Raw genomic sequence first — 23,603 nt, 5'->3', positions numbered from 1 at the left:
CTGGAGCTGTTACGCCTCCAATCACGCGAGTTACCCCTCCAATCACGCGTGTTCCGCCTTCAGTCACTCCCCCGCGGCCTGGGGCGGTCGCCGCGCCTGCCAGATCAGCGCGTCGCGCAGCTGCTGGATGAGCTGTTCGTCGTCCGCCTCCGACGGATCGACCCCGAGCGGGATCCAGCGTTCGCCGACCTCGGTCCCGTTCTCGAAACTGGTGATCACTATTCCCGCGTAGGAGACGCTTTCGTCCGCGATGTCACCTTGCATCCGGACGTCACGATGCTGCAATCGGACACTGACCCACCGCCCGACGCGGCGAACCGGATCGCGTTCAGCACTGGCCATTCGTCCCTACCCATGACACCCGGTCCCCCCGCCCCGAACGTCGCCTTGAAGGCCCCAGGGGTTACCTGCGGGTCGTTCCGAATGAGTAACGGCGGGCGGCGGACTGAAACAGTTACGCTCGGCCCAGAACCAAGCGGTACTCGGTCCACCGCCGCGCCGCCGCGGCAAGTCCGGCACGCATCGGCAGCGGGTCGGTGTGCTGCAGGTAGGTCCACATTCCGAGCAGCGCCGCGGAAAAAGCTGTCAGCGCCTCGGGTGACGCACTGTGCCAGGCGGAAGTCGTGCCCGCCCACTGCTCCGCGGCTTCCGGGGAGTGACCCTGCCCGATGAGGCGGACCACCAGATGTGCTGCGTCGATCCAGGCCGCGCCAGTTCGCGACCAAGCCCAGTCGATCACCCAGGCACGATCGTCGCCGACCAGGATGTTGAGCTGGTGCAGGTCGGTATGGATCAGGCTGGTCCCTGCCACCGACTCGATGCCTTCGGCCTCCAGCTCCACAAGAACGTCGAGGCGTTCCCGGCTCCACTGATCCAGTTCGGCGGGTGGCTGATGACGCAACCTCCGCCAGCCCGCCATCCATGCCATCTTCTCGGACAGCGCCGGGACACCCGGAGCGGCTGAGTCGGCGAGTTCACGGGCCAGGGTGGATACGGCGTCGGCCACCAGTGGCAGGTCCTTCGATCCGGGCGAAAGATCGGCATGATGGCCAGCGATGTGGTGATACCCGAGCATGAGCCAGCCATCGGTTTCGACTCGCCACAGCAGGCTCGGCACCACCGCCGGAGGCAGATACGAGGCGACGTCCGCTTCACGGCGATGCATCGATCCCCGCGTGCCTCCGGCATCGACGATGCCTTTGCAGAACACCGTTCCACGCTGCGTGTGCAGGGTCGCGGCGAAGTCGGAGTTACGCCCGGCCGCCGGCACTTCGACTCGGTTTACCGGTCCGGTCTCGACTTCGATCGCGGCGCACACGGTGCGAGGAAGGTCATTCCAGGTGTGGAGCATCTGTCCTCAGCTAGCGGGCGGTGGATCGTCCGAGCAACCGTTCTTGCACTGCGAACAGTTCACGTTGCAGTTGCCCTTCGCTGCGGGCCACAGTGCGGGGTCGACAGCGTATCCGGCCTGCTCGATCGCGGTCACCGTCCGCATCAGCGTGGCGTGGGCCGCCTCTCCTGACGCGTCAGGGTCGCCGTCCGTGGCAGGCACGTGATGGAGGAACCGGCCTGCGATCCGATCACAGAACTCTGCGTAGTCACGCGTGTGGAGGATGAAAGTGTGCCAGCCGATGTCCACCAGGTCGCTGGGAGCGAGACGAGCGCCGGTGTTGCGGGCACACGCGGCCAGGAACGCCAGTGTCTGGTCGACGATACGTTCAGCCAGGTCGCGGTCCAGCTTCTCCTCGACGATGATCCGGCCGGCGAGTCGCTCGAACAAAGCACCGGACAACAGGGGTCGTCCGGTGGTTGACGGGATCAGGACAGCGGTCACGGTTCTCCTCTGGTCGATCGAAGCGGAGGGCCGTCGATCACGGCCGCCGTTGTAGCGTCGCCGGTCTTGACCAGCTAAAACACAGCTCCAAGGAAAGGATTTCGTCCATTGCTTCGCCTGTTCCCTGCCTTTGAAGCAGAGAACGGGCGAAGCGGTGAAGGCGGTAGCCTTCGAAACCGTGGACCTTCTTCCTTTCAGCGAATACGCGGCCTCTCTCAACCGGAAACGCGCCGCCGCGGGTGTGCTGCTCCGGGACGACAGGTCGCGGGTGCTGCTGGTGGAGACCACGTACAAACCTGAATGGGAGATTCCCGGCGGCGCTGTCGAAGCGGAAGAAGCTCCGTGGACGACGGCGACCCGCGAGCTGCACGAAGAGCTGGGCATCTCCCGTCCCCTCGGCACGTTGCTGGTCATCGACCACATCCGAACTCAGGGAGTGATGCCGGAAGGTTTGGCGTTCGTGTTCGACGGCGGCCTCATCACCGAAGACGAGGTCCGAGGCATCCGATCAACCGATCCGGAGATCCAGTCTGTCGGGCTGTACACCTTGGACGAGGCCGAGCGACTGGTGAAGCCCACTCTTCACGCCCGGATCGGCACCGCATTGCGCGCAGCGGACACCGGAGGGACCGTGTTCTGCGAGGCAGGTCGCCCGGCGGCGACCGTCCGGAGCTAGTCCACTTCGGAGGGGGGAACGGATGTCCGGCTCACTGGCCGAGAACCTGGCACGCTTCCGTAAGGCACGGAATCTGTCCCAAGAGGAGTTGGCTGCGGCGGCGGACGTCGGAGTCGACACCGTGAGTCGCATCGAGCGTGGGCAACGGCAAACCGCGCGGCCCGCCACGATCGCGAAACTCGCCCAGGCGCTCGCGGTCACACCCGCCGCATTGTTGGGGCTGACACTCATCACCCACACCGTTCGTGAAGCCGACGTCGCCCGGCTGCGGCGAGCGATCACCTCAAGTGGTGAAGTTCCCGGCCTCGAAGACCTCGCTGATACCGAAGACGTCAGTGACTGGCCCAGTCTGGCCAAGGCCGGCCACACGGCTTGGAGGGCGTATGTGGACGGACGCCACAACCACCTGCTCCACGCCCTGCCGATCCTGCTCACCGACGCTCGCCGACTCGTCCACACGACCAGCGGAGACGCGAACGCCGCCGCTCAGCAAGTGCTGTCCACGGCTTACCGCCTCGGGGCCGGGATCGCCGGACGGCTCGACCTGGACGATCTCGCCTGGACAGCTGCAGAGCGTGCCCTGACCGCCGCGCGCAGATCCGACGATCCGGAGATCAGCACCGCGATTTCGGTGCGTTATCTCGTCTGGACCTTGATCAAACAGGGCCGTACCGCGGACGCCGAACGCGTCGCGGTCAAAGCCGCAGAACGCATCGAACCCAGGATGCTCGACCGGGATGTAGTCCGGGCAGGCGTATTCGGCAATCTGCTTTTCAACGCGGCCAACGCCGCGTTGCGGGAGGGCAACGGTGAACGAGCGGACGATCTCCTCGCCGTCGCTCAAGCCGCCGCCCAACGAGCTGGACGAGACAACGCGACCGAATCCGCCATCTTCGGGCCTCGCGTGGCCGCGCTGCAGGTCGTGGAGCACGCCGTCCGGCTCGGGGATCCGGAGACCGCGCTTCGGCACGCCGAGAAGATCCCTGAACCGAGAGGCCCCGTCCCGCCGTTCTGGGAAGCAGGCCATCGGATACACCTGGCCCACGCGGCGGCCAGGCTCCGGCGCGACCAGCTCGCTCTGAACCTCTTGGACGAAGCCCGGAACCTCGCCCCCGACTGGGTTCAGCGCCAGCCGCTCGGAGCCGCTGTCATGCGCGACTTGGTGGACAAAGCCACCCGGAGACGCGGCCGCCGTTTCGCCGCACTCGCAGCGCATTACGGCGTTCACGGAAAGCGTGACCGGGCGAACGGCGAGCGTTATTGGTTGGACGACACGCGAGCCGTCCGGCTGATCGCGGGTGACGTCCGAGTAACGGCGAACGGGGCGACTGAAACAGTTACGCTCGGCCCATGAGCACCGATCCGGAAGCCCGGCGGCGCCGCCTCGAACCGGCCGCCCGGCGCGCCGAGATCCTGGCGGCGGCCCGGCGGCTGTTCGGCGCGGGCACGTACGCCTCGGTTTCGACCTCGGACATCGCGAAGGCCGCCGGGGTGGCGCGGCCGCTGATCAACCACTACTTCGGCGGCAAGCGCGAGCTGTACCTGGAAGTCGTCCGGCAGATGATGATCGTCCCGGCGCCGGTGATCGAGAACCTGCCCGACACCACCGCCGAGGAGCGGCTCGCCATCAGCGTCCGGCACTGGATCGAGGTCGTCGAGCGCAACGAGCAGGCGTGGCTGACGGCGATCGGCCCGGAGGCCGTCGGCCGTGATCCGGACATCGAGCGGATCATGCTGGAGGGGGACGAGATCGCCGCCGACAGGGTGCTCGCGGCCGCGTTGATGAGCGACGTCACCGAAGGTCGCGAAGAGCTCCGCGCGATGATCCGTTCATACGGCGGGATGCTGCGCGCCGCGTCACGCGAGTGGCTGGTCCGCGGCACGCTCGGCCGGGACGAGCTGCGGGTCTTCCTCACCGATTCGATCCTGCACCTGCTGCGCGTCACCTACCCGGCCGTGCTCGCAACGCGTTCCGCCGGGCATAGGCCGCCGGCGTCATCCCCTTCCAGCGCTTGAAGGCGTAGATGAAACTCGACGCCTCGGCGTAACCCAGCCGCAGCGCGACGTCCTCCACGCTGAGCGCGCCGGTGTCGAGCATCTCCTCCGCCAGCGCTTGGCGGACTTCGTCCAGCAGTGCGCGGTAGCCGGTCCCGGCTTCGAACAGCCGCCGTCGCAGCGTGCGCGGGCTGAGCGCGAGCCGCCGCGCGACCTCCTCCATTCCCGCGTCGACCCCGCCGAGCCGCACCAGCCGTTCCCGGACCTGCTGGGCGATCCCGGACCGCTCGCGTTTCCGTGAGACCAGCAGATCGCATTGCGCGGCGCAGACCGCGACCGTCTGATCGTTGGCCTGCGGCAGCGGTTTGTCGAGGAAGAGCGGGTCCAGGGTGGCGAGGTGCGACGGCGCGGAGAACGACGGCGCCAGCCCGAAGGTCCGCACGTATTCGTCCACAGTGGAGGGTCTGTCGTGCCGGAAAGCCAGGGAGCGCAGGGATATTTCCGGCAGGATGTCACGCATGACGGTGTGGATGGCACCGAGGTCGCGCAGTAGCAGGAAGCGGGCGACGTCGTCCGGCACGCGGCTGTCGTCCATGGCCAGCGCGAGCCGCCCGGCCTCGACGGTCACGTGCGGGATGCAGAAGGTGAAGCTCAGATCCAGATACCGCAGAGCGAAGCGCATCGCGTCCCCCAGCGTCGGGCTGCTGATGCACGCGAAGCCGAAGATGCCGAACGCGCTGACGCGGTACCGCCTGCTCAACCGCAGCGCGACGTCGTCCCCGCCGCCGAGGCCGCGGACCAGGCTCCGGACCACCGCGAGCTCCTGGCGCGCGTCGACCTGGCCGTCGACAGGGGCGTGTTCGTAGGACTCCAGTCCCGCGATGCCGTTCTCGGCGGCGAAGCGGGCCATGAGGACGATGCTCGCCGTGCCGCGCGGGTAGTCCCAGTCCCGGATCACCGGCGGCGGTAGTTCCATGGCCGGGATTATGGATCCCCCCGCAACGATCGGCGCATTGAGGACCGTAACTGTCCTTGATCCCCTTTAGGGTGAGCGGCATGTCCGACACGTTGAGCAGGCGCGCGCTGAACCGCGCCATGCTGGACCGGCAACTGCTGCTCCGGCGTTCGAAGATGACCGCGCTCGAAGCGGTCGAGCAGCTCGCCGGGTTGCAGGCGCAGGCGCCGAACCCGCCGTACTTCGCGCTCTGGACGCGGCTGCACGGCTTCCGCCAGGAAGACCTGGCAGCCCTGCTGGTGGACAAGAGTGTCGTGCGAATCGCGCTCATGCGCGGCACGGTGCACCTGGTGACGCCTTCGGACGCGCTGGCCTGGCGGCCGATCGTGCAGTCGCTCTACGACCGCTCGGTGGTCGGCAACACCCAGTTCGGCCCCGACCTCAAGGGCCTCGACCACCAGGAGATCGCCCGCACCGCCCGCAAACTGCTCGGCGAGCGGCCGCTTTCGTCGGCCGGACTCGGCGCGGAACTCGCGAAGCACTGGGAGGGCACGGCGCCGTCGTCGCTGGTGCATGTCGCGCGGGCGCTGCTGCCGCTGGTGCAGATCCCGCCGCGCGGCGTCTGGGGCAAGTCGGGGCAGCCGACGTATCAGACCACCGGCGACTGGCTCGGCGCCGAACCGGACGAGTCGCCGTCCCCCGAAGCGATGTTCCGGCGCTATCTGGCCGCTTTCGGGCCGGCCAGCGTGCAGGACGCGCAGGCGTGGGCCGGGATCACGAAGCTCGGCGAAGTCGCCGAGCGGCTGCGGCCGGAACTGCGGACGTTCCGTGACGAGAACGGCCGCGAGCTCTTCGACCTGCCCGAAGCCTCTCACCCCGATCCGGACACGCCCGCGCCGGCGCGGCTGCTGGGTCCGTTCGATCAGACCGTCCTGTCCTACGCCGACCGGACCCGGGTGATCAGCGACGAGTACCGCAAGGTCGTCATCACGCAGAACGGCCTGGTCAAGGGCACCATCCTGGTCGACGGGTCCGTGAAGGGCTTCTGGGAGATCAAGGTGGTGAAGAAGGCCGCTTCGGTGGTGATCACGCCGTTCGAACGCGTCCCGAGACGCGATCTCGACGCGCTGGAGAGCTCCGCCCACCGCCTCCTGACCTGGGCGCACCCCAACGCGGAGAGCCACTCGGTGGAGCTCGTGGCCGGAAATCTCGATTGAGTGGCCGGTCGTGTACTTCCTAGCGGGGTGAGGGCTGCGTAGCTTCGATCGGCATGGGCAAGACGAGCGTGCTGATCGTGGGAACGGGCTTCGGCGGGGTCGGGACGGCGATCGAGCTCAAACGCGCCGGGTTCGACGAGTTCACCATCCTGGAGAGCGCGGACGAGCCGGGCGGCGTCTGGCGGGAGAACACGTACCCCGGCGCGGGCTGCGACATCCCATCTCCGCTGTACTCGTTCTCCTACGAGCCCAATCCCGACTGGCCGAAGCGGTTCTCGCTGCAACCCGACATCCACTCCTACCTCAAACGCGTGGTGCGCCGCTACGGCCTCGAACCGCACATCCGCTTCGGAACCCGCGTGACCAGCGCTTCCTTCGACGAGGAACGAGGGCTCTGGCGGGTCGAGACCGCGGGCGGCGAGACGTTCGAAGCAACCGTCTTCGTCCCCGCCGTCGGACAGCTTTCGCGGCCGGTCCAGCCGGACATCCCCGGCCAGGACACCTTCGAGGGCCCCAGTTTCCACTCCGCACGCTGGGACCACGACGTCGACCTGCGCGGCAAGAAGGTCGCGGTGATCGGCACCGGCGCGAGCGCGATCCAGTTCGTGCCCGAGGTCCAGCGCCAAGCGGGCGAGCTGACGGTGTTCCAGCGCACCGCGCCGTACATCATGGCCAAACGGGACACCCACTACCGGCGCTGGCAGCAGCGGCTGTTCCGGCACCTCCCGGCCACGCAGCTGCTCGGCAGGCTCCGGATCTTCCTCCTCGCCGAGTACGCGACCTACGCGATGACCAAACATCCGTTCCTGGCCAAGGTCTTCGAACTGCGCACGGCCCAGCTGCGCCGGCGTCACATCAAGGACCGGGCGCTGCGAGAGAAGCTCACCCCGGACTATCCGCTGGGCTGCAAGCGGATCCTGTTCACCAACGACTACCTGCCCGCGCTCGCGCGGCACAACGTCGCCGTGGAGACGCGGCACATCAGCGCGATCACACCGTCCGGGGTGCTCACCGAGGACGGTGTCGAGCACGAGGCCGACGTCATCGTCTACGGAACCGGCTTCGCGGCGACCGACTTCCTCGGCGAGCTCAAGGTGGAGGGTCTCGGCGGCCGGGCGCTGTCCGACGCGTGGAAGGGCGGCGCGCGGGCGTACCTCGGCATGACCGTGCCGGGGTTCCCGAACCTGTTCTGCGTCTACGGGCCCAACACGAACCTCGGCGCGGGCTCCATCATCTACATGATCGAACGGCAGGCCCGCTACATCCGCCAGGCCGTCGAACACCTGAGCCGTCCCGAAGTGTCCTATATGGACGTCGTCCCGGAGGTCGAGCAGCGGTACGACGAGGAGGTCCAGCGACGGCTCGGCCGCAGTGTCTGGACGACCTGCGTCAGCTGGTACCGCCAGGAGAACGGCCGCGTGAGCACGAACTGGCCGGGTCTGGTGACCGAATACGACCGCCGGACGAAGACGCTCGACCTCGGCGACTACCGGACGGCGGGACCGCGATGAACTACGACGTGCTGGTGATCGGCTCCGGTTTCGGCGGCAGCGTGACCGCGTTGCGGCTCACCGAGAAGGGGTACCGCGTCGGTGTGCTGGAGACCGGCCGCCGGTTCGCCGACGACGAGTTCGCGAAGACCTCGTGGCGGCTGCGGAAGACCCGCAGTGGGCGCACATCACCGACTGGAAGGCCGAGCTCGCCCCGCATTACGACCAGGCGAAACGGATGCTGGGCGTGACGGAGAACCCGCTGGTCACCCCGGCGGACGAGGTGCTGCGCGACGTCGCCGAGGACATGGGCATCGCGCACACCTACCGGCCGACCCCGGTCGGCGTCTACTTCGGCGAGCGCGACGTCGACCCGTTCTTCGGCGGCGAGGGCCCCACGCGGAAGCCGTGCACGCACTGCGGCGAATGCATGTCCGGCTGCCGGGTCGGCGCGAAGAACACGACCGTCAAGAATTACCTGTACCTGGCGGAAAAGGCGGGTACGGAGGTCCATCCGCTGACCACCGCGGTGTCGGTCCGGCCGATCGACGGCGGATACGCTGTCGACACCGTCCGAACAGGACGATGGGCTCGCAGGACCTTCACCGCCGAGCAGGTCGTGTTCGCCGCCGCTTCCCTGGGCACGCAACGGCTTCTGCATTCCTTGAAGGACTCAGGCACCCTGCCGGAGCTGTCACCGCGCCTGGGACTGCTCGCCCGGACGAACTCCGAGGCCGTGCTCGCCGCGCGGTCACTGCGAAAGGACACCGACTTCACCCGCGGCGTCGCGATCACGTCGTCGATCCATCCCGACGCCGTCACGCACGTCGAACCGGTGCGCTACGGCAAGGGCAGCAACTTCATGGGCCTGCTGACGACGGTGCTCGTCGACGCCGAGCCGGGAAAACGCCGGTGGGCGCTGGGCCTGCGCGAGCTGTGGCGGAACCGGCGGGACCTGGTGCGGCTGTACAACCCGCGACGGTGGTCGGAGCGGATGGTCGGGCTGCTGGTGATGCAGACGCTGAACAATTCCGTGACCACGTATACGAAACGCGGGCTCTTCGGCCGCCGGATGACCACGAAGCAGGGCGTCGGCGACCCGAACCCCGAGTGGATCCCGGCCGGGCACGAGGTCACCAGGCGGGTGGCGGACAAGATCGGCGGGCTGGCGCAAGGCGCGTGGACGGATCTGGCGAACATCCCGATCACCGGCCATTTCATCGGCGGCTGCGCGATCGGCGACAGCGCCGAGACCGGCGTCGTCGACCCGTATCAGCGGGTGCACGGCCATCCGGGGCTGCACATCGCCGACGGCTCGGCGATCTCGGCGAACCTCGGGGTGAACCCGTCGCTGACCATCACCGCGCAGGCGGAACGCGCGATGTCGTTGTGGCCGAACAAGGGTGAGGCCGACCCGCGGCCGCCGCTCGGCTCCGCCTACCGGCGGCTCTCGGCTGTCGCTCCGCTCAAGCCCGTCGTGCCTCCGGAGGCCCCGGCGGCCTTGCGGTTGCCGCTCACGCCGCTCTGACGTGGAAGAGACGGGTGCCGTCGCCCGCGCGACGCCGGCACCCGCCCGGTCTAGCGGCGGATCATCACGGGAGGCCGGCCAGGCCCGCGCTCACCGTGTTCGACCACGAGTAGCCCTGCGAGGCGTCCCAGTTGATCGACCAGGTCATCGCGCCCCGGATCGTCGGGTACGTCGTCGACGGCTTGAACGAACCGCAGTTCGTGCCCTTCGCCAGGCAGTTCAGCGCGTTGACCGTGTTGCCGGGCGACTGGTAGCCACCGCCCGCGGCCGAACCGGAGGCGGGCAGGCCGAGACCGACCTGGTCGGCCCGCAGGCCGCCCTGCAGCTGAAGACAGGCCAGCCCGGTGAGGAAGTCGACGGTGCCCTGCGAGTACACCTTCTGGTCGCAGCCGAGCATCGAACCGCTGTTGTAGTACTGCATGTTGACGATCGTCAGGATGTCCTTGACGTTCAGCGCCAGCTTGAAGTACTCGGCACCGGTGCTCTGCATGTCGATCGTCTGCGGGGCCATGGTGATGACCGTGCCGCCACCGGCGTGGATGGCCCGCAGCGCCTGCGCCATGTAGGTCGAGTTGACGCCGTTCTCCAGGTCGATGTCGACGCCGTCGAACCCGTACGCCGAGATGAGCGACTTCATGCTGTTGGAGAAGTTCGTCGCCGCGGCCGAGGAGTCGACGCGGATCGTGCCCTTCTCGCCGCCGACGGACAGGATGACCTTCTGCCCGCGCGCCTGCGCCGTCTTGATGTCGGCCTTGAACTGCGCGTCGGTGTAGCCGCCGAGCTGGCTCGACAGACCCGAGTCGAGGGTGAAGGTGACCGCGCCCGGCGTGGTCGTCGCGTCGGCGAAGGACACCGCGATGATGTTGTACTTCGTCGGGACGTCAGCGAGCTTGAGTGCCTTCGCGCCGTTGTAGAAGTTCTGCCAGTACCCGGTGATCAAGTGCTTCGGCAGGTCACCGGGGTTCGGGTTGGTCGTCGTGGTCGTCGGCGGGTTCGACGTGGTCGGCGTGACACTGGTGGTGGGCGACGACGTGGTCGTCGTCGGCGTCGTGGTCGGCGAGCCGCCGGGGCCGTCGAGGTTGACGTCGTCGGCGAAGTACGCGGGCTGGCCGTACCAGCCGTGCAGGTAGATCTCGACGCTGGTGGTGGACGCGCCGGTGGTGAAGCTCAGCGAGAGCTGCGACCAGCTGCCGGTGCCCGGGGTCCAGGTGTTCTTGTCCCCCGTCCCGGTGCCGGTGACCCCCAGGTAGGTGTAGCTGCCCTGCACCCAGGCCGACAGTGTGTACGCGGTGTTGGCCTTGACCGGCACGCTCTGCGAGCAGCGGGCGTTGTCCTGCCCGGCGGGAGTGGCGCTGAGCGCGCGGGTGCCCGAGTGGACCGGCGTGGTGACCACCGACGACGTGCCGGAGCAGGTCCAGCCGCTCGTGGTCCCGAGTTCGAAGCCCGGGTTGGTCAGGATGTTGGCGGCCGAGGCACTGCCCGAGACCGCGAAAGTCACCCCCAGGCACACGGCCAGTGACGACAGCAGGGCGAGGAACGCGTGTTTCGGCTTGACTTTCACAGCTGGCCTCCACGAACAGGTGACGTCGGCCACATCAAAATGGTACAGACCAATACAACTGTCAAGGGTTCGGTTAGGGGAGGCCATACGAAAGTCGGCTCGGCACGAGCGGCAGAATGCAGGGTCCGAGAGCACCCGAGGGCGGATTCAGGAGCGTGGGAGTGAGCGTGCAGGACCTGCAGACAGTCGAGCAAAAGATCGCCGAAGAACTCGGTGTGCGCGAAGGGCAGGTCAAAGCGGCCGTCGACCTGCTGGACGGCGGATCGACCGTGCCGTTCATCGCCCGGTACCGCAAAGAGGTCACCGGGATGCTGGACGACGCCCAGCTGCGCACGCTCGAAGAACGCCTCCGCTACCTGCGGGAACTCAACGAGCGCCGGGTCGCGGTGCTGGAGTCGATCCGTAGCCAGGGCAAGCTGGACGAGGCGCTCGAAGCCTCGATCATGGCGGCGGACACCAAGTCCCGCCTCGAGGACATCTACCTGCCGTACAAGCCCAAGCGGCGGACGAAGGCGATGATCGCCCGCGAGGCCGGTCTGGAGCCGCTCGCCGACGGGCTCATGGGCGACCCGAACACCGATCCGCACGCCGCCGCCGCGGTGTTCGTCGACGCCGACAAGGGTGTCGCGGACGCGCAGGCCGCGCTGGACGGTGCCCGCGCGATCCTCGTCGAACGCTTCGCCGAGGACGCCGACCTCATCGGTGAGCTCCGCGAGAAGATGTGGTCGCAGGGCCGCCTCGCCGCCAAGGTCCGCGACGGCAAGGCCGACGAGGGCGCGAAGTTCTCCGACTACTTCGAGTTCTCCGAGCCCTACACCAAACTCCCCTCGCACCGGATCCTCGCGATGCTGCGCGGCGAGAAGGAAGAGATCCTCGACCTGACGATGGAGTCCGAGGAACCGTCTGACGAGCCGAAGACCGGGCCGACCGACTACGAGACGCGGATCGCGCACAAGTTCGGCATCAAGAACGAGGGCCGTCCGGGCGACAAGTGGCTCGGCGACACCGTCCGCTGGGCGTGGCGCACGAAGATCCTGCTGCACCTGGGCATCGACCTGCGGATGCGGCTGCGCCAGTCGGCGGAGGACGACGCCGTCCGCGTGTTCGCCGCGAACCTGCGCGACCTGCTGCTCGCCGCCCCGGCGGGCACCCGCGCCACGATGGGCCTCGACCCCGGTTTCCGCACCGGCGTCAAGGTCGCCGTGGTCGACGCGACCGGCAAGGTCGTCGGCACCCACGTGATCTACCCGCACCAGCCCGCGAACAAGTGGGACCAGTCGATCGCCGAACTGGCCGCGCTGTGCGCACGGCACAAGGTGGACCTGATCTCGATCGGCAACGGCACCGCGTCACGCGAGACCGACAAGCTCGCCGGCGAGCTGATCAAGAAGCACCCGGAACTGAAGCTGACCAAGGCCGTCGTCTCCGAAGCGGGCGCTTCGGTCTACTCGGCGTCGGCGTTCGCGTCGCAGGAACTGCCGGGCATGGACGTGTCGCTGCGTGGCGCGGTCTCCATCGCGCGCCGGCTGCAGGACCCGCTGGCCGAGCTGGTGAAGATCGACCCGAAGTCGATCGGCGTCGGGCAGTACCAGCACGACCTGTCCGAGATCTCGCTGTCGCGTTCGCTCGACGCGGTGGTCGAAGACTGTGTGAACGCGGTCGGCGTGGACGTCAACACCGCGTCGGCGCCGCTGCTGACCCGCGTTTCGGGCATCACCACGAGCCTGGCGGAGAACATCGTGACGCACCGCGACGAGAACGGGCCGTTCAAGACGCGGACCGGGCTCAAGGAGGTCGCGCGGCTCGGCCCCAAGGCCTTCGAGCAGTGCGCGGGCTTCTTGCGGATCCCGGACGGCGACGACCCGCTCGACTCGTCCTCGGTGCACCCGGAGGCCTATCCGGTGGTGCGGCGGATCCTGTCCTCGACCGGGACCGACCTTCGCGCGCTGATCGGCAACTCGCGGACGCTGCAGGCGCTGAAGCCGTCCGAGTTCGTCGACGACACCTTCGGCCTCCCCACGGTGACCGACATCCTCGCCGAACTCGACAAGCCGGGCCGCGACCCGCGTCCGGCCTTCAAGACCGCGACCTTCGCCGACGGCGTCGAGAAGATCGGCGACCTCAAGCCGGGGATGCGGCTGGAAGGCGTCGTGACGAATGTGGCCGCGTTCGGCGCGTTCATCGACGTCGGCGTGCACCAGGACGGGCTCGCGCACGTCTCGGCGCTCTCGAAGAACTTCGTCAAGGACCCGCGTGAGGTCGTGAAGCCCGGCGACATCGTCAAGGTGAAGGTGCTGGAGGTCGACGTGCCGCGCAAGCGGATCTCGCTGACGCTGCGCCTGGACGACGAGCCCGGCAAGCCCGCCCGCGAGCAGGGCGGCGGCGGTGGCGGCGGCGGTCGTGACCGCGGCCAGGGCGGCGGTGGCCAGCGCCAGGGCGGGCAGCGTCAAGGCGGTCAGGGCGGCGGCAACCGCGGTGGCGGCGGCCGGGACCGGAGCGGGAACTCCGGGGGCGGCGGCGCCATGGCGGACGCGCTCCGGAAGGCCGGCTTCGGCAAGTAAGCCCAGAAGTCCGTGAAGGCCTCCTTCCCTACTCTCAAGGTAGGGAAGGAGGCCTTCACGGGTCTTTACGGGTTCATCGCGTAGGCGCCGGAGAGGTCCCGCACGAGCGACCACACGTGGTCGAAGCGGGCCGCGTCCACGACCGGCTTCCGGATCGACGCCAGCGCGAGCGACTGCTGCGCCTCGGTCGAGGAAGACTTCCCGTGCAGGTCGATCGCGGCGACGCTGAAGTCCTGCACCAGCGTCCCGAAGATCTGGTCGACGACCTCGGTCTCGATCCCGGTGATCTCCGCCTGCTCCAGCACCAGCTGCCCGTAGACGACCAGCGTGAACAGCTCGGTCAGCGCGAGCCCGAAGTCGAGGTCCTGCTGCTGCGCCTCGTCCGGGGCCGCGTCGGTGAACAGCTTCACCAGCGCCTCGGCCTGTTCGGTGAACCGCGCGACGTTGGGGATCGCGGACGCCTTGGCGTAGGCCTCACGCCAGTCGTGGAACCGCACCTTGGACAGCCCGCGCGCGGGGCCCTGGCGGAACAGGAACTCGTCGTCGGCCGCGTCGGAGCGGGTCGGCACGGGCTCGTAGTCCTGCGGCGCGAACAGGTACGCGGGCACGAACTTCGCGATCAGCGCGAGGTTCACCGCCACCGTGCCTTCCAGCTTCGGCAGGCCGTCGATGTCGTTCTTCGACATCGCGAGGTAGGTGTCGGCCTCGAAACCCTTGGCCGCCACCACATCCGCGACCAGGCCGATGACCTTCTGCGCCTCGGTGGTCACCTTCATCTTGGTGATCGGGTTGAACAGCAGGTACCGGCGGTCTTCCGGGCCCGCGCTGCGGAAGTAGTCCACGGCGCGGTCGGAGAACAGCTTCATCGCGACGAGCCGCGCGTACGCCTCGACGAATCCCCGGCGCACGTGCGGGAAATCGGTGACCTTCTTGCCGTAAAGCACCCGGTTGTGCGCGTGCGTGATCGCCTCGTACAGCGAGTGCGTCGACATCCCGATGCCGCCGAAGCACAGGTTGAACTTGCCGATGTTGACCGTGTTCAGCGCCGCGGAGAACGCCTCGGCACCGACGTGCAGGATGTCCTCTTCGGACACCGGGTAGTCGTCGAGCTCGAACTCGGCGACGTACATCTGCGACGGCACGACGTTCTTCACCACACGGTAGTTCGGGTGCTCGGAGTCCGCGTAGAAGAACACGTACTGATCCGGGCCCTCGACACCGTCGATGCGGCCGAACACCGACACGGTCCGCGCGCAGTTGCCGTTGCCGATGTAGTACTTCGACCCGTTCGCGCGGTAGCCGCCCGCACCGTCCGGGGTGAGCACGAGGTCCGACGAGTAGATGTCGGCTCCGTGCTCCTTTTCGGACAGTCCGAACGCGGCGACGCCACCGGCCGCGAGCGAGTCCGCCGCGCGTTTGCGGGCGGCCTCGTTCGCGCTCTGCCACACCGGGCCGAGGCCCAGGATGGTGACCTGCCAGGGATACCAGTAGTTGAGCCCGTAGAAGCCGAGGATCTCCGACAGGGCCGCGACCCTCGCGGTGTCCCAGCGCTTGTCGGGATTCCCCTCGGCGTTCGCACCGGGAGTGAGGAACGTGGCGAACAGGCCTTCCTTGCCCGCGAACTCGATGAAGTCCGCGTAGAAGGTCTGCTCGTGGTAGTCCTCGACGAGCTTGCGCTTGCCACGCTGCTCGAACCACTCGATGGTGGCACGCAGCAGGCGACGCGTCTCCGGGTCGAACTGCCGTGGGTCGTACCCACCCGGGTTCAGCAACAACGCGGTCGCCTTTTCGCTCATGGTCACTCCTGGTCAGCCGAAGTTACTACTCGGTAACCGTAGCGTGCCGCTTCGCCGTCCGGCCACCGAACTCGACCGAAGTCACCCGTCCACGCTCGTCGCGCAGGAAGCGGGCGGTGGGTTTGCGGGTGTCGGCGGCCGGGGCGATCGCGTCCCCGCCCAGGAAGACGGCTTCGAACGGCGGCGGCGACGGGAAGTCTTCGATCTCGGCGACCAGCTGAGCCCACAGGGCGCCGTCCCGGTCGGTGACCAGGAACGCCAGGTCACCGGTCTGATAGCGCCCGAGGTATTCGGCGAGGTCCGGCTGGGGTGACGGCGCCGGGGTCGCGAGCGGAGGCAGCCCGAGCAGGTTTTCCAAGCACCAGTCGACGACCTTCGCGCCCAGTGCCGCCCCGCCCGCGCTGTTGGTCAGCACCGTGACGGCGAAGTCCTCCTCGGGCAGGGTCACGAACTCCGAAAGCTGCAGGTTGCTCACGTTGCCGCCGTGCCGGACCAGCCGCGCCGCGCCGTGGGTCGTGTGCAGCCAGCTCAGCCCGACCTCCTCGAACCGCAGCGCGGCCTTGCGCTGCGGCGCGCGCAGGAGGTCGCGGGTGGCGGCGCTGATCGGCGGCTTGCCCTCGGCCTCGCCGGTCAGGAAGAACCGGGCCCACTTCAGCTGGTCGCCCGCCGTGGACCACAGGCCCCCGCTCGCACTGTCCGCCCTGGTCAGGCCCACGGTGTGCTCGACAGCGGGTTCGCCATCGCGCACCACGTGACCGACGGCGTGACGGCGGGTGAGCACCTCCCACGGCAGGTAGTACGACTCGGTCATGCCGAGCGGTTCGAGCAGCCGGGCGCGGACCACGTCCTCGAAGGGCTCACCCGACACCACCTCGACGACCCGTCCGGCCAGCTGGAACCCGGCGTTGCAGTAGGAGAACACCTCGCCGGGCGCGAAGTTCTGCGGCAGTTCGCCGAACCGCTCGATCGCCAGCGCCAGCGCGTTGTCACCCCATCCGGTGGTGAAATCGACGTCGCCGAGGAACCCGGCGGAGTGCGTGAGCAGATGACGCAGGGTCACCGTCTCCCGCGCCACCGGATCCGTCAGCGGGAGACCCGGGAGATGGACGGCGACCGGCTCGTCCAGGTTCAGCGCCCCGTCTTCGACCAGGGCGAGCACGGCGGCCGCGGCGAAGGTCTTGCTGGTGGAGCCGATCATGAACAACGTGCCGGGATCGACCGGAAGCCCGGTGTCCACACTGGACACCCCGGTGGCGAACACCGACTCCGCGCCCCGGTGCGTCACCCCCACCACGGCCCCGGGGACGCCCGCCCCGCGAGCCTCCTCGTCGAGCACCCCTTGCAGCTCCTGAACGTTCGACACCCGTGTCCCCTTTCGTCCGGTCAGGCCAGCGTTTCACCGTGGCACGGGCATCGGATCGTGGAAACCGACGAACATCGGCCGCCCGCTTCGTCGGTACCGGCAAGCCGTGACCGGGGTGCGGGCGATATCACGTAGCCCGGGAGATCACGGCCCGGGTACACTGATCGTGCGGTCCGCTCAGTTCTGCCTCGGGCCGCGTTTCGTTGTCGAAGACCACGCGCCGCGGCCCCCGAGGTCTGCGCCGGGCAGGACAACCCTTTCTATCCTTACGGAGATACCAGGGCGCACCCGCGTCCATACGCTTATGAGCACACCTACTTTCACCGAACTCGGCCTGCCCGAGACCCTCGTCGACGCGCTGGCCGAGCAGGGCGTCACCAGCCCGTTCCCGATCCAGGCCGCCACGCTGCCGCATTCGCTGGCCGGCCGGGACGTCCTCGGCCGCGGCCGCACCGGCTCCGGCAAGACCTACGGCTTCGTGCTGCCCGTCCTCGCCCGGCTGGCCGACGGCCCGACCCGGCGCCGCCCCGGCCGCCCGCGCGCGCTGGTCCTGGCGCCGACCCGCGAACTGGCCACCCAGATCGAGGCGTCGTTCCTGCCGCTGGCCAAGCCGCTCGGCCTCAAGGTCACCACCATCTTCGGCGGCGTCAGCCCCAACCCGCAGATCACCCGGCTGCGTGACGGCGTCGACATCGTCGTCGCCTGCCCCGGCAGGCTCGCCGACCACATGCGCTCGGGTGAGGCGAAGCTTGACCACGTCGAGATCACCGTGCTGGACGAGGCCGACCACATGGCCGACCTCGGCTTCCTGCCCGACGTCCGGCGCATCATGGGCGAGACCCCGGAGCGCGGGCAGCGGCTGCTGTTCTCAGCGACCCTCGACGCGGGCGTCGACGTGCTGGTCAAGCGCTTCATGCACGACCCGGTCACGCACAGCGTCGACTCGGCCCAGTCGCCGGTCTCGACCATGAAGCACCACGTGCTGCACCTGGAGGAGACCCACCGGCTGCCGGTGCTGATCGACCTCACCGCCGCGCCGGGCCGCACGCTGGTGTTCACCAGGACCAAGCACCGTGCCAAGCAGCTGACGCGCAAGCTCATGGCCTCCGGCGTGCCGGCGGTCGAACTGCACGGCAACCTCGGCCAGACCGCGCGGACGCGCAACCTGGAGGCGTTCGCCTCCGGCGCGGCGAAGACGCTGGTCGCGACGGACATCGCCGCCCGCGGCATCCACGTCGACGACGTCACGCTGGTCATCCACGCCGACCCGCCGGTCGAGCACAAGGCGTACCTGCACCGCTCCGGCCGCACGGCGCGCGCCGGCGCGTCCGGCACCGTCGTCACGCTGATGACCGACGAGCAGGTCAGGGACGTCCGCGACCTCACCCGCAAGGCGGGTATCAAGCCGACCACGACGCAGCTCGGCCCCGGCCACCCGCTGCTGTCGGAGCTGGCCCCCGGTGAGCGTTCGTTCACCGCGTCGCCGCGGCGGCCGATCGTGGACACGCGCCCGAAGAAGGTCACCGCCAGCGGCGAGGCCATCCGCGGCAAGGGCGAGGAAGAAGAGCGTCCCGTCAACCGGGGCACCAGGACCGGTCGCGGCCGTGGCCCGTCCGCCGGTGGCCGGGGTGCTTCCGGTGGCGGCCGGGGTCGTGGTGGCTCCTCCGAGGGTCGTTCGCGTCAGCCGCGGACCGAGGGCGACCGCCGTGGCGGCGCTTCCGCCGGTCAGGGCCGTCGTGCGGCCGAGACCGCCGGCGGACGTCGCGAAGGCGCACCCAAGGGCGGCCAGGCTCGCCAGGGGCGCCACAGTGCCTCCGAGTCCCAGCCGCGCCGGGGTGGCACTTCCGCCGGTGCCTCGAAGTCCCAGTCCTCGCGGAACCAGTCCGGTGGGGCTCCGGCCCGCCGGGGCGGTGCCGCCGCGTTCTCCTCGGGAACGCGCGCCGGCTCTCGCCGCTCTCGCTAGGTCTCTCCGGACACGCGTGTCTGGAGCCGGATCACGAAGTTCCGGCTTCAGACACGCGAGTTTCCCCTCTAATCACGCGAGTTCCGCCTCTGATCACGCGAGTTCCGGCTTTGATCACGCGCGTCGGGCGGCGGAGCGGGCTTCAGCGGCCGCGCGACGCTCCTCGAAGCGCGACGCCTGGGTTTCGAGGGCCTTCAGGAACTGGTCGAGTTCGTCTCGCGCCTTCTCCCCCTCCTCGCCGAGCCCTTCCAGCTCGAAGATCTTCCACTGCCGCAGTAACGGCCAGATGACCTCGTCGTGGTGGATCCGCAAGTCGTAGATGCCCGCTTTCGCGATCAGCGCGGCCTTCCGCGTGAAACTCGGGATCACCGCGCCCGGCATCTGGAACTGGATGACCTCGTCGGTGATGGCGCGCATCATCGCGTCGGGGGAAAGCTCCAGCGACGCCTGCACCAGGTTCCGGTAGAAGAGCATGTGCAGGTTCTCGTCCATCGCGACCCGCGCGAGCAGCTTCTCGCACAACGGATCCTGCGTGTACTTCCCGGTGTTGCGGTGCGAAATCCGCGTCGCGAGCTCCTGGAACGACACGTACGCGAAGACGTTCAGCAGCGCCTTGTCGCCACTGTCGTACCCGGCCTGCATGGTCTGCATCCGCGCTCGCTCCAGCTCGACCGGGTCCACCGCGCGCGTCACCAGCAGGTAGTCGCGGATGCAGATGCCGTGGCGGCCTTCTTCGGCGGTCCAGCGGTGCACCCACGTGCCCCACGCGCCGTCGCGGCCGAAGGCGCGCTCGATCTCGCGGTGGTAGCTCGGCAGGTTGTCCTCGGTGAGGAGGTTGACCTCCAGCGAGGTCCGCGCGATCGGCGACACCCTCGACTGCTCGGGATCCCAGGGCTCCCCGCCCAGTTCGGCGAAGTTCTTCCCCTCGCTCCACGGCACGTACTCGTGCGGCATCCACTCCTTGGCGACCGTGAGATGCCGGTTGAGGTTCTCCTCCACCGTCCCCTCGAGTTCGAGCATCAGCCGGGTGCTTTCGGGGACCGCCATGCGTTTCTTCCTTCCGGGGTACGGGAAACGCTACCTACGACACCGTAACTTACGGTGCCGTAGGTAGGCCACCTCCGGGAGATGAACGCCGGGACTCGTGAGTGGCAGGGAGGCGCCTTTGCCCTGCCCCTCGGTAACCGTCATCGCCACTCACGAGGCCAGAGATCCCAGCGGGCACCCGAATCGACGATGAAGGATTCAGGACACTCAATGTCCCCATTCCTTCACCGTCGCGAGGTCGCACGGCTTCGGGTCGGCTTCGGATGTCGCGAAAGCCACTTTCGGGACGTCTGATGTCCCGAAAGTGGCTTTCGCGACATCGGGCGTGGCGGTGAGGTGGCGGTACAGCGGGTCGTGAGTGGCAAGTGTCGCCCTAACGCGACTTACCACTCACGAGGCCGGAACGGCCGCCGGTTTCGGCACCAGCTGCTCGATCGCGTAAGGGATGCTCAGCACGGTGTTGAACGAGATCGCGGCGCCGACCGGCGGGTTCTCGTAGGTGATGAACAGATCCCGCTTGTCCGCCGAGACCTTCAGCTTGCGCCGACCGGCCGGATCCCGAGCGCCAGCACGGCGTCGTGATCGGACAGGCCGAGGGTGACGATCCGCGACGGCTGCTTCTCGACCGTCGTCAACCCGTACTTGTGCTCGACGGTCACCGGGAAGGTGCCGCGCGCCTCCGCCGGTACCAGCGTTTCGTCGACCGATTGCGAAGCTCCGCATCCGGCCACCAGCAACGACATCATCAGCACGGTCAGGCAGCCTGGCCAAAGTCCTAAAGGGACGCGGTGAGACCTCGGGCACGCAGGACCGAGCGTTCCAGCGGCCGGAAGACCAGCAGTTCGATACCGACGCCGACCAGCAGGATCAGGAAGATCGCGGAGATCACGCCTTCCATGCTGTTGAACGACGAACCTTCGTTCAGGTACGCGCCGAGCCCCTTGCCGAGCGCCGGGGACAGCGCGATCAGCTCGGCGGCCATCAGCGAACGCCACGAGAACGCCCAGCCCTGTTTGAGTCCGGCCAGGAAGCCGGGCAACGCCGCGGGCAGCAGGATGTGCCGGGCCGACGAAAGCCGGTTCGCGCCCATCACCTGGCCGACGCGCGGCAGGATCGGCGGGATCTGGTCGATGCCCGAGACGAGGCCGTTCGCGATCGAAGGGACCGAACCCAGCAGGACGACGAAGTAGATCGAGGCGTCGTTCAGCCCGAACCACAGGATCGCCGCCGGCACCCACGCCACCGACGGGAGGCTCTGCAGCCCGGTCAGGAACGGCCCGACCGCGGCGCGGACGAGCCGGACCTTCGCCACCAGCAGGCCGAGCGGGGTCCCGATGACCACGCCGATCAGGAAGCCCAGCGCCGCCCGGTGCACCGACGTCCAGACGAACTCGAAGATCTCGCCGGTGGTCGTGATGCCGACGAGTTCGTCCCACACCGCGAGCGGAGCGGGCAGCATCGCCTCCGGCCAGAACGCGGCGGCCCACAGGGCCTGCCACAGCGCGACCAGCAGGGCCAGGAAGACCACCGGCGGCACGAAGCCGCGCAGGAACCGCTTCCCCCGGCTTTCCCGGTTTTCCCCGGTGGGGGTGTCGAGCGAGTCGAGCCCCGCGCCGACGGCCTCGTCCGCCGCTGTGTCGGGGCCGTCAAGCCGCGGCATGGGTACTGATCACCTCCCGGAGATGACCGGTGATCTCCAAGGTCAGCTCTTCGGCGTCGGAGGCTTGGACGTCGCGCCATTCCCGCACGACCCGGCCCGGCCGCGACGAGAGCAGCACGACCCGCTGGCCGAGCCGGACGGCCTCGCGGACGTCGTGGGTCACGAACAGCACCGACGTGCCGGTGCTGCGGTAGACGCGCAGCAGTTCGCCCTGGAGGACGTCGCGGGTGATGGCGTCGAGCGCGGCGAACGGCTCGTCCATCAGCAACAGCGACTGCTCCGGGTCACCGCCGACGCGCAGGGTCGCGGCCAGCGCCCTGGCGAGCGCGACGCGCTGCCGCATCCCGCCGGACAGCTCGTGCGGCCGCTTGTCACCCGCGCCCCCGAGGCGGACGAGTTCGAGCAGTCCGGCGGCCTTCTCGCGGCGCTCGGTCCGGCTGAACCCGGCGAGGCGCAGCGGCAGTTCGACGTTGCGGGCCGCGGTCAGCCACGGCATCAGCGCGGCCTCCTGGAACATCACCGCGGGCCGGGAGGTCTCGAGCGTGATCGAGCCCGACGTCGGCCTGTCGAGGCCCGCGACCAGGTTCAGCAGGGTGCTCTTGCCGCAGCCGGAGGCGCCGAGAAGACAGACGAACTCGCCGGGGGCGACCGTCAGATCCATCCCGTCGAGGGCCACGACGGCGCGGCCGGTCGGCCCGAACACCTTCCGGACCCCGTCGAGCCGCACGGCGACACCGGTGGACAGGCCGGGCTCCAAGGTGGTCGTCATCGCTGATCCCCTCCGGTCACTTCGTCAGCCCGGGCGCGTTCACGCCGGGCTTGCCCTGCTCTTTGAGCACGGCGTTGAGCGGGCCGAAATCGGCGAACCCCTTGAGGTCCACCGCGGACTTCACCACGCCCGCGGTCACCGAGTCCTGCGCGAGCTGGGTGAAGGTCGACGCCACCGGATCGATGCCGAGGTCGATGCCGGAGAAGGCGCGGTCGAGGACCGCCTCGCTCAGTGTGCTGCCCGCGAGCGCCTTCAGTTCTCCGTTGACCACCTTCTTCGCCTCGGCGGGGTTGGTCTTCGCCCAGTCGATGGCGGCGAGTTCGCCCTTGAGGATGGCGGTGACGGTCTCCGGGTGCTGCTGCAGGAACTCGCTGCGCACGATCACGACCGTGGTCGGGAACTTGCCTTCCGGCCACAGGGTCTTCTCGTCCAGCAGGACCTTCGCGCCCGCGTCCAGCACCAGCCGCGAGGACCACGGCTCCGGCAGCCAGCCGCCGTCGAGTTCGCCCTTCTTGAAGGCGTCGAACGTCTTCGGGTTGTCGAGGTTGGTGATCTTGACGTCAGGCAGTTTCTTTTCGGCGATGAACTTCTTGAGCGCGACGTCCTGGGTGTTCGCCAGCGACGGCGTCGCGATGTTCTTGCCGGTGAGCTGCTCGGGCGTGGCGATCTCGGGCTTCACCACCAGTTGCGCGCCGCCGCTGACCGCGCCGGAGACGAGCTGGATAGCGCCCTTCGACTTGGTGAAGGCGTTGATCGCCGGCCCGGAGCCGATGAAGGCGATGTCGAGCGAGTTGCCGAGCAGCGCGTTGACCTCTTCGGGGCCGGCGTTGAACGTCTGCGTGGTGAGCTTCGTCGAGCCGAGTCCCTTGGCGAAGAAGCCGTTCTTGACCCCGATCAGCGCGGGCGTGTGCGTCACGTTCGGGAAGTACCCGACGCGCACCTCGCCCGCGGCGCCCTGGCTTTTCTGCTCCGACGGCGCCGCGGCGTTCTCCGCGCGTGAACACCCCGCGATCCCACCGGCCAGGGTCAAGGCGGCGAAGGCCGCGGCCAGCAAGCGGGTTCTGTGGTGGGTGCTCACGGGGATGTCGCCTTTCGGGGGATACAGCTCAGCCTCGGGTGGTGGCCGCGAGAGTCGCATGTTCACCCACCTGCCTGCATCGCCATCCGGATGACGGGAAAGATGCTGAG

19 protein-coding genes and 1 pseudogene are annotated in these 23,603 nt (G+C 68.7%); 8 read left to right on the top strand and 12 right to left on the bottom strand.

Annotation, left to right across the window (positions count from 1 at the left end):
- Positions 1-63: 63 nt before the first annotated feature.
- The 3 genes from ACFOSH_RS15860 to ACFOSH_RS15850 all read right to left on the bottom strand — a co-directional run bounded on the left by ACFOSH_RS15860 (position 64) and on the right by ACFOSH_RS15850 (position 1,834).
- A complete protein-coding gene (locus tag ACFOSH_RS15860) occupies positions 64-342 on the bottom strand; it encodes a hypothetical protein (protein WP_378239643.1) in 279 nt (92 codons plus the stop codon).
- 112 nt (positions 343-454) lie between these two features.
- Positions 455-1,351 carry a phosphotransferase family protein gene (locus tag ACFOSH_RS15855; protein WP_378239642.1) on the bottom strand — a complete coding sequence of 299 codons (897 nt, stop codon included), beginning with the start codon at positions 1,349-1,351 and terminating at the stop codon, positions 455-457.
- Positions 1,352-1,357: 6 nt separating this feature from the next.
- Entirely contained in the window at positions 1,358-1,834 is a 477-nt protein-coding gene (locus tag ACFOSH_RS15850) for a glycine-rich domain-containing protein (protein WP_378239640.1), read from the bottom strand.
- A 178-nt stretch (positions 1,835-2,012) separates the two neighbouring features.
- Here ACFOSH_RS15850 and ACFOSH_RS15845 point away from each other — a divergent pair, with 178 nt between their 5' ends.
- The 3 genes from ACFOSH_RS15845 to ACFOSH_RS15835 are packed head-to-tail and all read left to right on the top strand — an operon-like array spanning position 2,013 to position 4,526.
- On the top strand, positions 2,013-2,510 hold the full coding sequence (locus tag ACFOSH_RS15845; RefSeq protein WP_378239639.1) for an NUDIX domain-containing protein: 498 nt from the start codon (positions 2,013-2,015) through the stop codon (positions 2,508-2,510).
- 22 nt (positions 2,511-2,532) lie between these two features.
- Positions 2,533-3,864, top strand: a complete 1,332-nt coding sequence (locus tag ACFOSH_RS15840; protein ID WP_378239638.1) for a helix-turn-helix domain-containing protein — start codon at positions 2,533-2,535, stop codon at positions 3,862-3,864.
- A complete protein-coding gene (locus ACFOSH_RS15835) occupies positions 3,861-4,526 on the top strand; it encodes a TetR/AcrR family transcriptional regulator (protein ID WP_378239637.1) in 666 nt (221 codons plus the stop codon). The genes ACFOSH_RS15840 and ACFOSH_RS15835 overlap by 4 nt, the downstream gene beginning before the upstream one ends.
- Here ACFOSH_RS15835 and ACFOSH_RS15830 read toward each other — a convergent pair.
- Positions 4,453-5,481, bottom strand: a complete 1,029-nt coding sequence (locus tag ACFOSH_RS15830; protein ID WP_378239636.1) for an AraC family transcriptional regulator — start codon at positions 5,479-5,481, stop codon at positions 4,453-4,455. The two genes, ACFOSH_RS15835 and ACFOSH_RS15830, sit on opposite strands and share 74 nt — an antisense overlap.
- 80 nt (positions 5,482-5,561) lie before the next feature.
- Between ACFOSH_RS15830 and ACFOSH_RS15825 the strand changes: the two genes are divergently transcribed.
- The 3 genes and pseudogenes from ACFOSH_RS15825 to ACFOSH_RS15815 all read left to right on the top strand — a co-directional run bounded on the left by ACFOSH_RS15825 (position 5,562) and on the right by ACFOSH_RS15815 (position 9,695).
- Positions 5,562-6,677: a winged helix DNA-binding domain-containing protein gene (locus tag ACFOSH_RS15825; protein WP_378239635.1), complete on the top strand. Its 1,116-nt coding sequence runs from the start codon at positions 5,562-5,564 to the stop codon at positions 6,675-6,677.
- 53 nt (positions 6,678-6,730) lie between these two features.
- Positions 6,731-8,188 carry a flavin-containing monooxygenase gene (locus tag ACFOSH_RS15820; protein ID WP_378239634.1) on the top strand — a complete coding sequence of 486 codons (1,458 nt, stop codon included), beginning with the start codon at positions 6,731-6,733 and terminating at the stop codon, positions 8,186-8,188.
- Positions 8,185-9,695: pseudogene (locus ACFOSH_RS15815) on the top strand (FAD-dependent oxidoreductase). The gene ACFOSH_RS15820 and the pseudogene ACFOSH_RS15815 overlap by 4 nt, the downstream one beginning before the upstream one ends.
- A 64-nt stretch (positions 9,696-9,759) precedes the next feature.
- Here the strand turns inward: ACFOSH_RS15815 and ACFOSH_RS15810 are convergent.
- Positions 9,760-11,256, bottom strand: a complete 1,497-nt coding sequence (locus ACFOSH_RS15810; protein WP_378239633.1) for a chitinase — start codon at positions 11,254-11,256, stop codon at positions 9,760-9,762.
- Between the two features lie 161 nt (positions 11,257-11,417).
- Here ACFOSH_RS15810 and ACFOSH_RS15805 point away from each other — a divergent pair, with 161 nt between their 5' ends.
- Positions 11,418-13,817: a Tex family protein gene (locus ACFOSH_RS15805; protein WP_378239632.1), complete on the top strand. Its 2,400-nt coding sequence runs from the start codon at positions 11,418-11,420 to the stop codon at positions 13,815-13,817.
- 65 nt (positions 13,818-13,882) lie between these two features.
- On the opposite strand, the gene ACFOSH_RS15800 is transcribed toward ACFOSH_RS15805, so the two are convergent.
- Together ACFOSH_RS15800 and ACFOSH_RS15795 are read right to left on the bottom strand one after the other, a co-directional pair.
- The gene (locus ACFOSH_RS15800) at positions 13,883-15,613 is read right to left on the bottom strand and encodes an acyl-CoA dehydrogenase (protein ID WP_378239631.1); all 1,731 of its coding nucleotides are present in this window, start codon (positions 15,611-15,613) and stop codon (positions 13,883-13,885) included.
- A gap of 25 nt (positions 15,614-15,638) precedes the next feature.
- On the bottom strand, positions 15,639-16,976 hold the full coding sequence (locus tag ACFOSH_RS15795; protein WP_378239630.1) for a serine hydrolase domain-containing protein: 1,338 nt from the start codon (positions 16,974-16,976) through the stop codon (positions 15,639-15,641).
- A 304-nt stretch (positions 16,977-17,280) separates the two neighbouring features.
- Between ACFOSH_RS15795 and ACFOSH_RS15790 the strand changes: the two genes are divergently transcribed.
- Positions 17,281-18,939 carry a DEAD/DEAH box helicase gene (locus ACFOSH_RS15790; RefSeq protein ID WP_378239629.1) on the top strand — a complete coding sequence of 553 codons (1,659 nt, stop codon included), beginning with the start codon at positions 17,281-17,283 and terminating at the stop codon, positions 18,937-18,939.
- Positions 18,940-19,053: 114 nt separating this feature from the next.
- Here ACFOSH_RS15790 and ACFOSH_RS15785 read toward each other — a convergent pair whose 3' ends face one another.
- From ACFOSH_RS15785 to ACFOSH_RS15765, 5 genes are all read right to left on the bottom strand, one after another.
- The gene (locus ACFOSH_RS15785) at positions 19,054-19,986 is read right to left on the bottom strand and encodes an acyl-ACP desaturase (protein WP_378239628.1); all 933 of its coding nucleotides are present in this window, start codon (positions 19,984-19,986) and stop codon (positions 19,054-19,056) included.
- A 533-nt stretch (positions 19,987-20,519) separates the two neighbouring features.
- Positions 20,520-20,729 (bottom strand): hypothetical protein, encoded by a 210-nt coding sequence (locus ACFOSH_RS15780; protein ID WP_378239627.1) that lies wholly within the window; start codon positions 20,727-20,729, stop codon positions 20,520-20,522.
- A 32-nt stretch (positions 20,730-20,761) separates the two neighbouring features.
- On the bottom strand, positions 20,762-21,646 hold the full coding sequence (locus tag ACFOSH_RS15775) for an ABC transporter permease (RefSeq protein ID WP_378239626.1): 885 nt from the start codon (positions 21,644-21,646) through the stop codon (positions 20,762-20,764).
- Complete coding sequence (locus tag ACFOSH_RS15770; RefSeq protein ID WP_378239625.1) at positions 21,633-22,415, bottom strand: ABC transporter ATP-binding protein; 783 nt, start codon at positions 22,413-22,415, stop codon at positions 21,633-21,635. Before ACFOSH_RS15770 ends, ACFOSH_RS15775 begins: the two co-directional genes overlap by 14 nt.
- A 16-nt stretch (positions 22,416-22,431) precedes the next feature.
- Positions 22,432-23,493 (bottom strand): ABC transporter substrate-binding protein, encoded by a 1,062-nt coding sequence (locus ACFOSH_RS15765; protein ID WP_378239624.1) that lies wholly within the window; start codon positions 23,491-23,493, stop codon positions 22,432-22,434.
- Between the last annotated feature and the right edge of the window lie 110 nt (positions 23,494-23,603).

It is taken from the genome of Amycolatopsis speibonae, from assembly GCF_042647925.1.
GTDB lineage: Bacteria > Actinomycetota > Actinomycetes > Mycobacteriales > Pseudonocardiaceae > Amycolatopsis > Amycolatopsis speibonae.
This window is presented reverse-complemented; position numbering and strand designations above follow the sequence as displayed.

Bases quoted from the DNA above. Each gene is read 5' to 3' on its own strand.
- ACFOSH_RS15800 (WP_378239631.1), bottom strand. From the start codon at position 15,613: ATGAGCGAAAAGGCGACCGCGTTGTTGCTGAACCCGGGTGGGTACGAC.
- ACFOSH_RS15775 (WP_378239626.1), bottom strand. From the start codon at position 21,646: ATGCCGCGGCTTGACGGCCCCGACACAGCGGCGGACGAGGCCGTCGGC.
- ACFOSH_RS15855 (WP_378239642.1), bottom strand. From the start codon at position 1,351: ATGCTCCACACCTGGAATGACCTTCCTCGCACCGTGTGCGCCGCGATC.
- ACFOSH_RS15830 (WP_378239636.1), bottom strand. From the start codon at position 5,481: ATGGAACTACCGCCGCCGGTGATCCGGGACTGGGACTACCCGCGCGGC.
- ACFOSH_RS15840 (WP_378239638.1), top strand. From the start codon at position 2,533: ATGTCCGGCTCACTGGCCGAGAACCTGGCACGCTTCCGTAAGGCACGG.
- ACFOSH_RS15785 (WP_378239628.1), bottom strand. From the start codon at position 19,986: ATGGCGGTCCCCGAAAGCACCCGGCTGATGCTCGAACTCGAGGGGACG.
- ACFOSH_RS15825 (WP_378239635.1), top strand. From the start codon at position 5,562: ATGTCCGACACGTTGAGCAGGCGCGCGCTGAACCGCGCCATGCTGGAC.
- ACFOSH_RS15835 (WP_378239637.1), top strand. From the start codon at position 3,861: ATGAGCACCGATCCGGAAGCCCGGCGGCGCCGCCTCGAACCGGCCGCC.
- ACFOSH_RS15770 (WP_378239625.1), bottom strand. From the start codon at position 22,415: ATGACGACCACCTTGGAGCCCGGCCTGTCCACCGGTGTCGCCGTGCGG.
- ACFOSH_RS15790 (WP_378239629.1), top strand. From the start codon at position 17,281: ATGAGCACACCTACTTTCACCGAACTCGGCCTGCCCGAGACCCTCGTC.
- ACFOSH_RS15780 (WP_378239627.1), bottom strand. From the start codon at position 20,729: ATGTCGTTGCTGGTGGCCGGATGCGGAGCTTCGCAATCGGTCGACGAA.
- ACFOSH_RS15860 (WP_378239643.1), bottom strand. From the start codon at position 342: ATGGCCAGTGCTGAACGCGATCCGGTTCGCCGCGTCGGGCGGTGGGTC.
- ACFOSH_RS15820 (WP_378239634.1), top strand. From the start codon at position 6,731: ATGGGCAAGACGAGCGTGCTGATCGTGGGAACGGGCTTCGGCGGGGTC.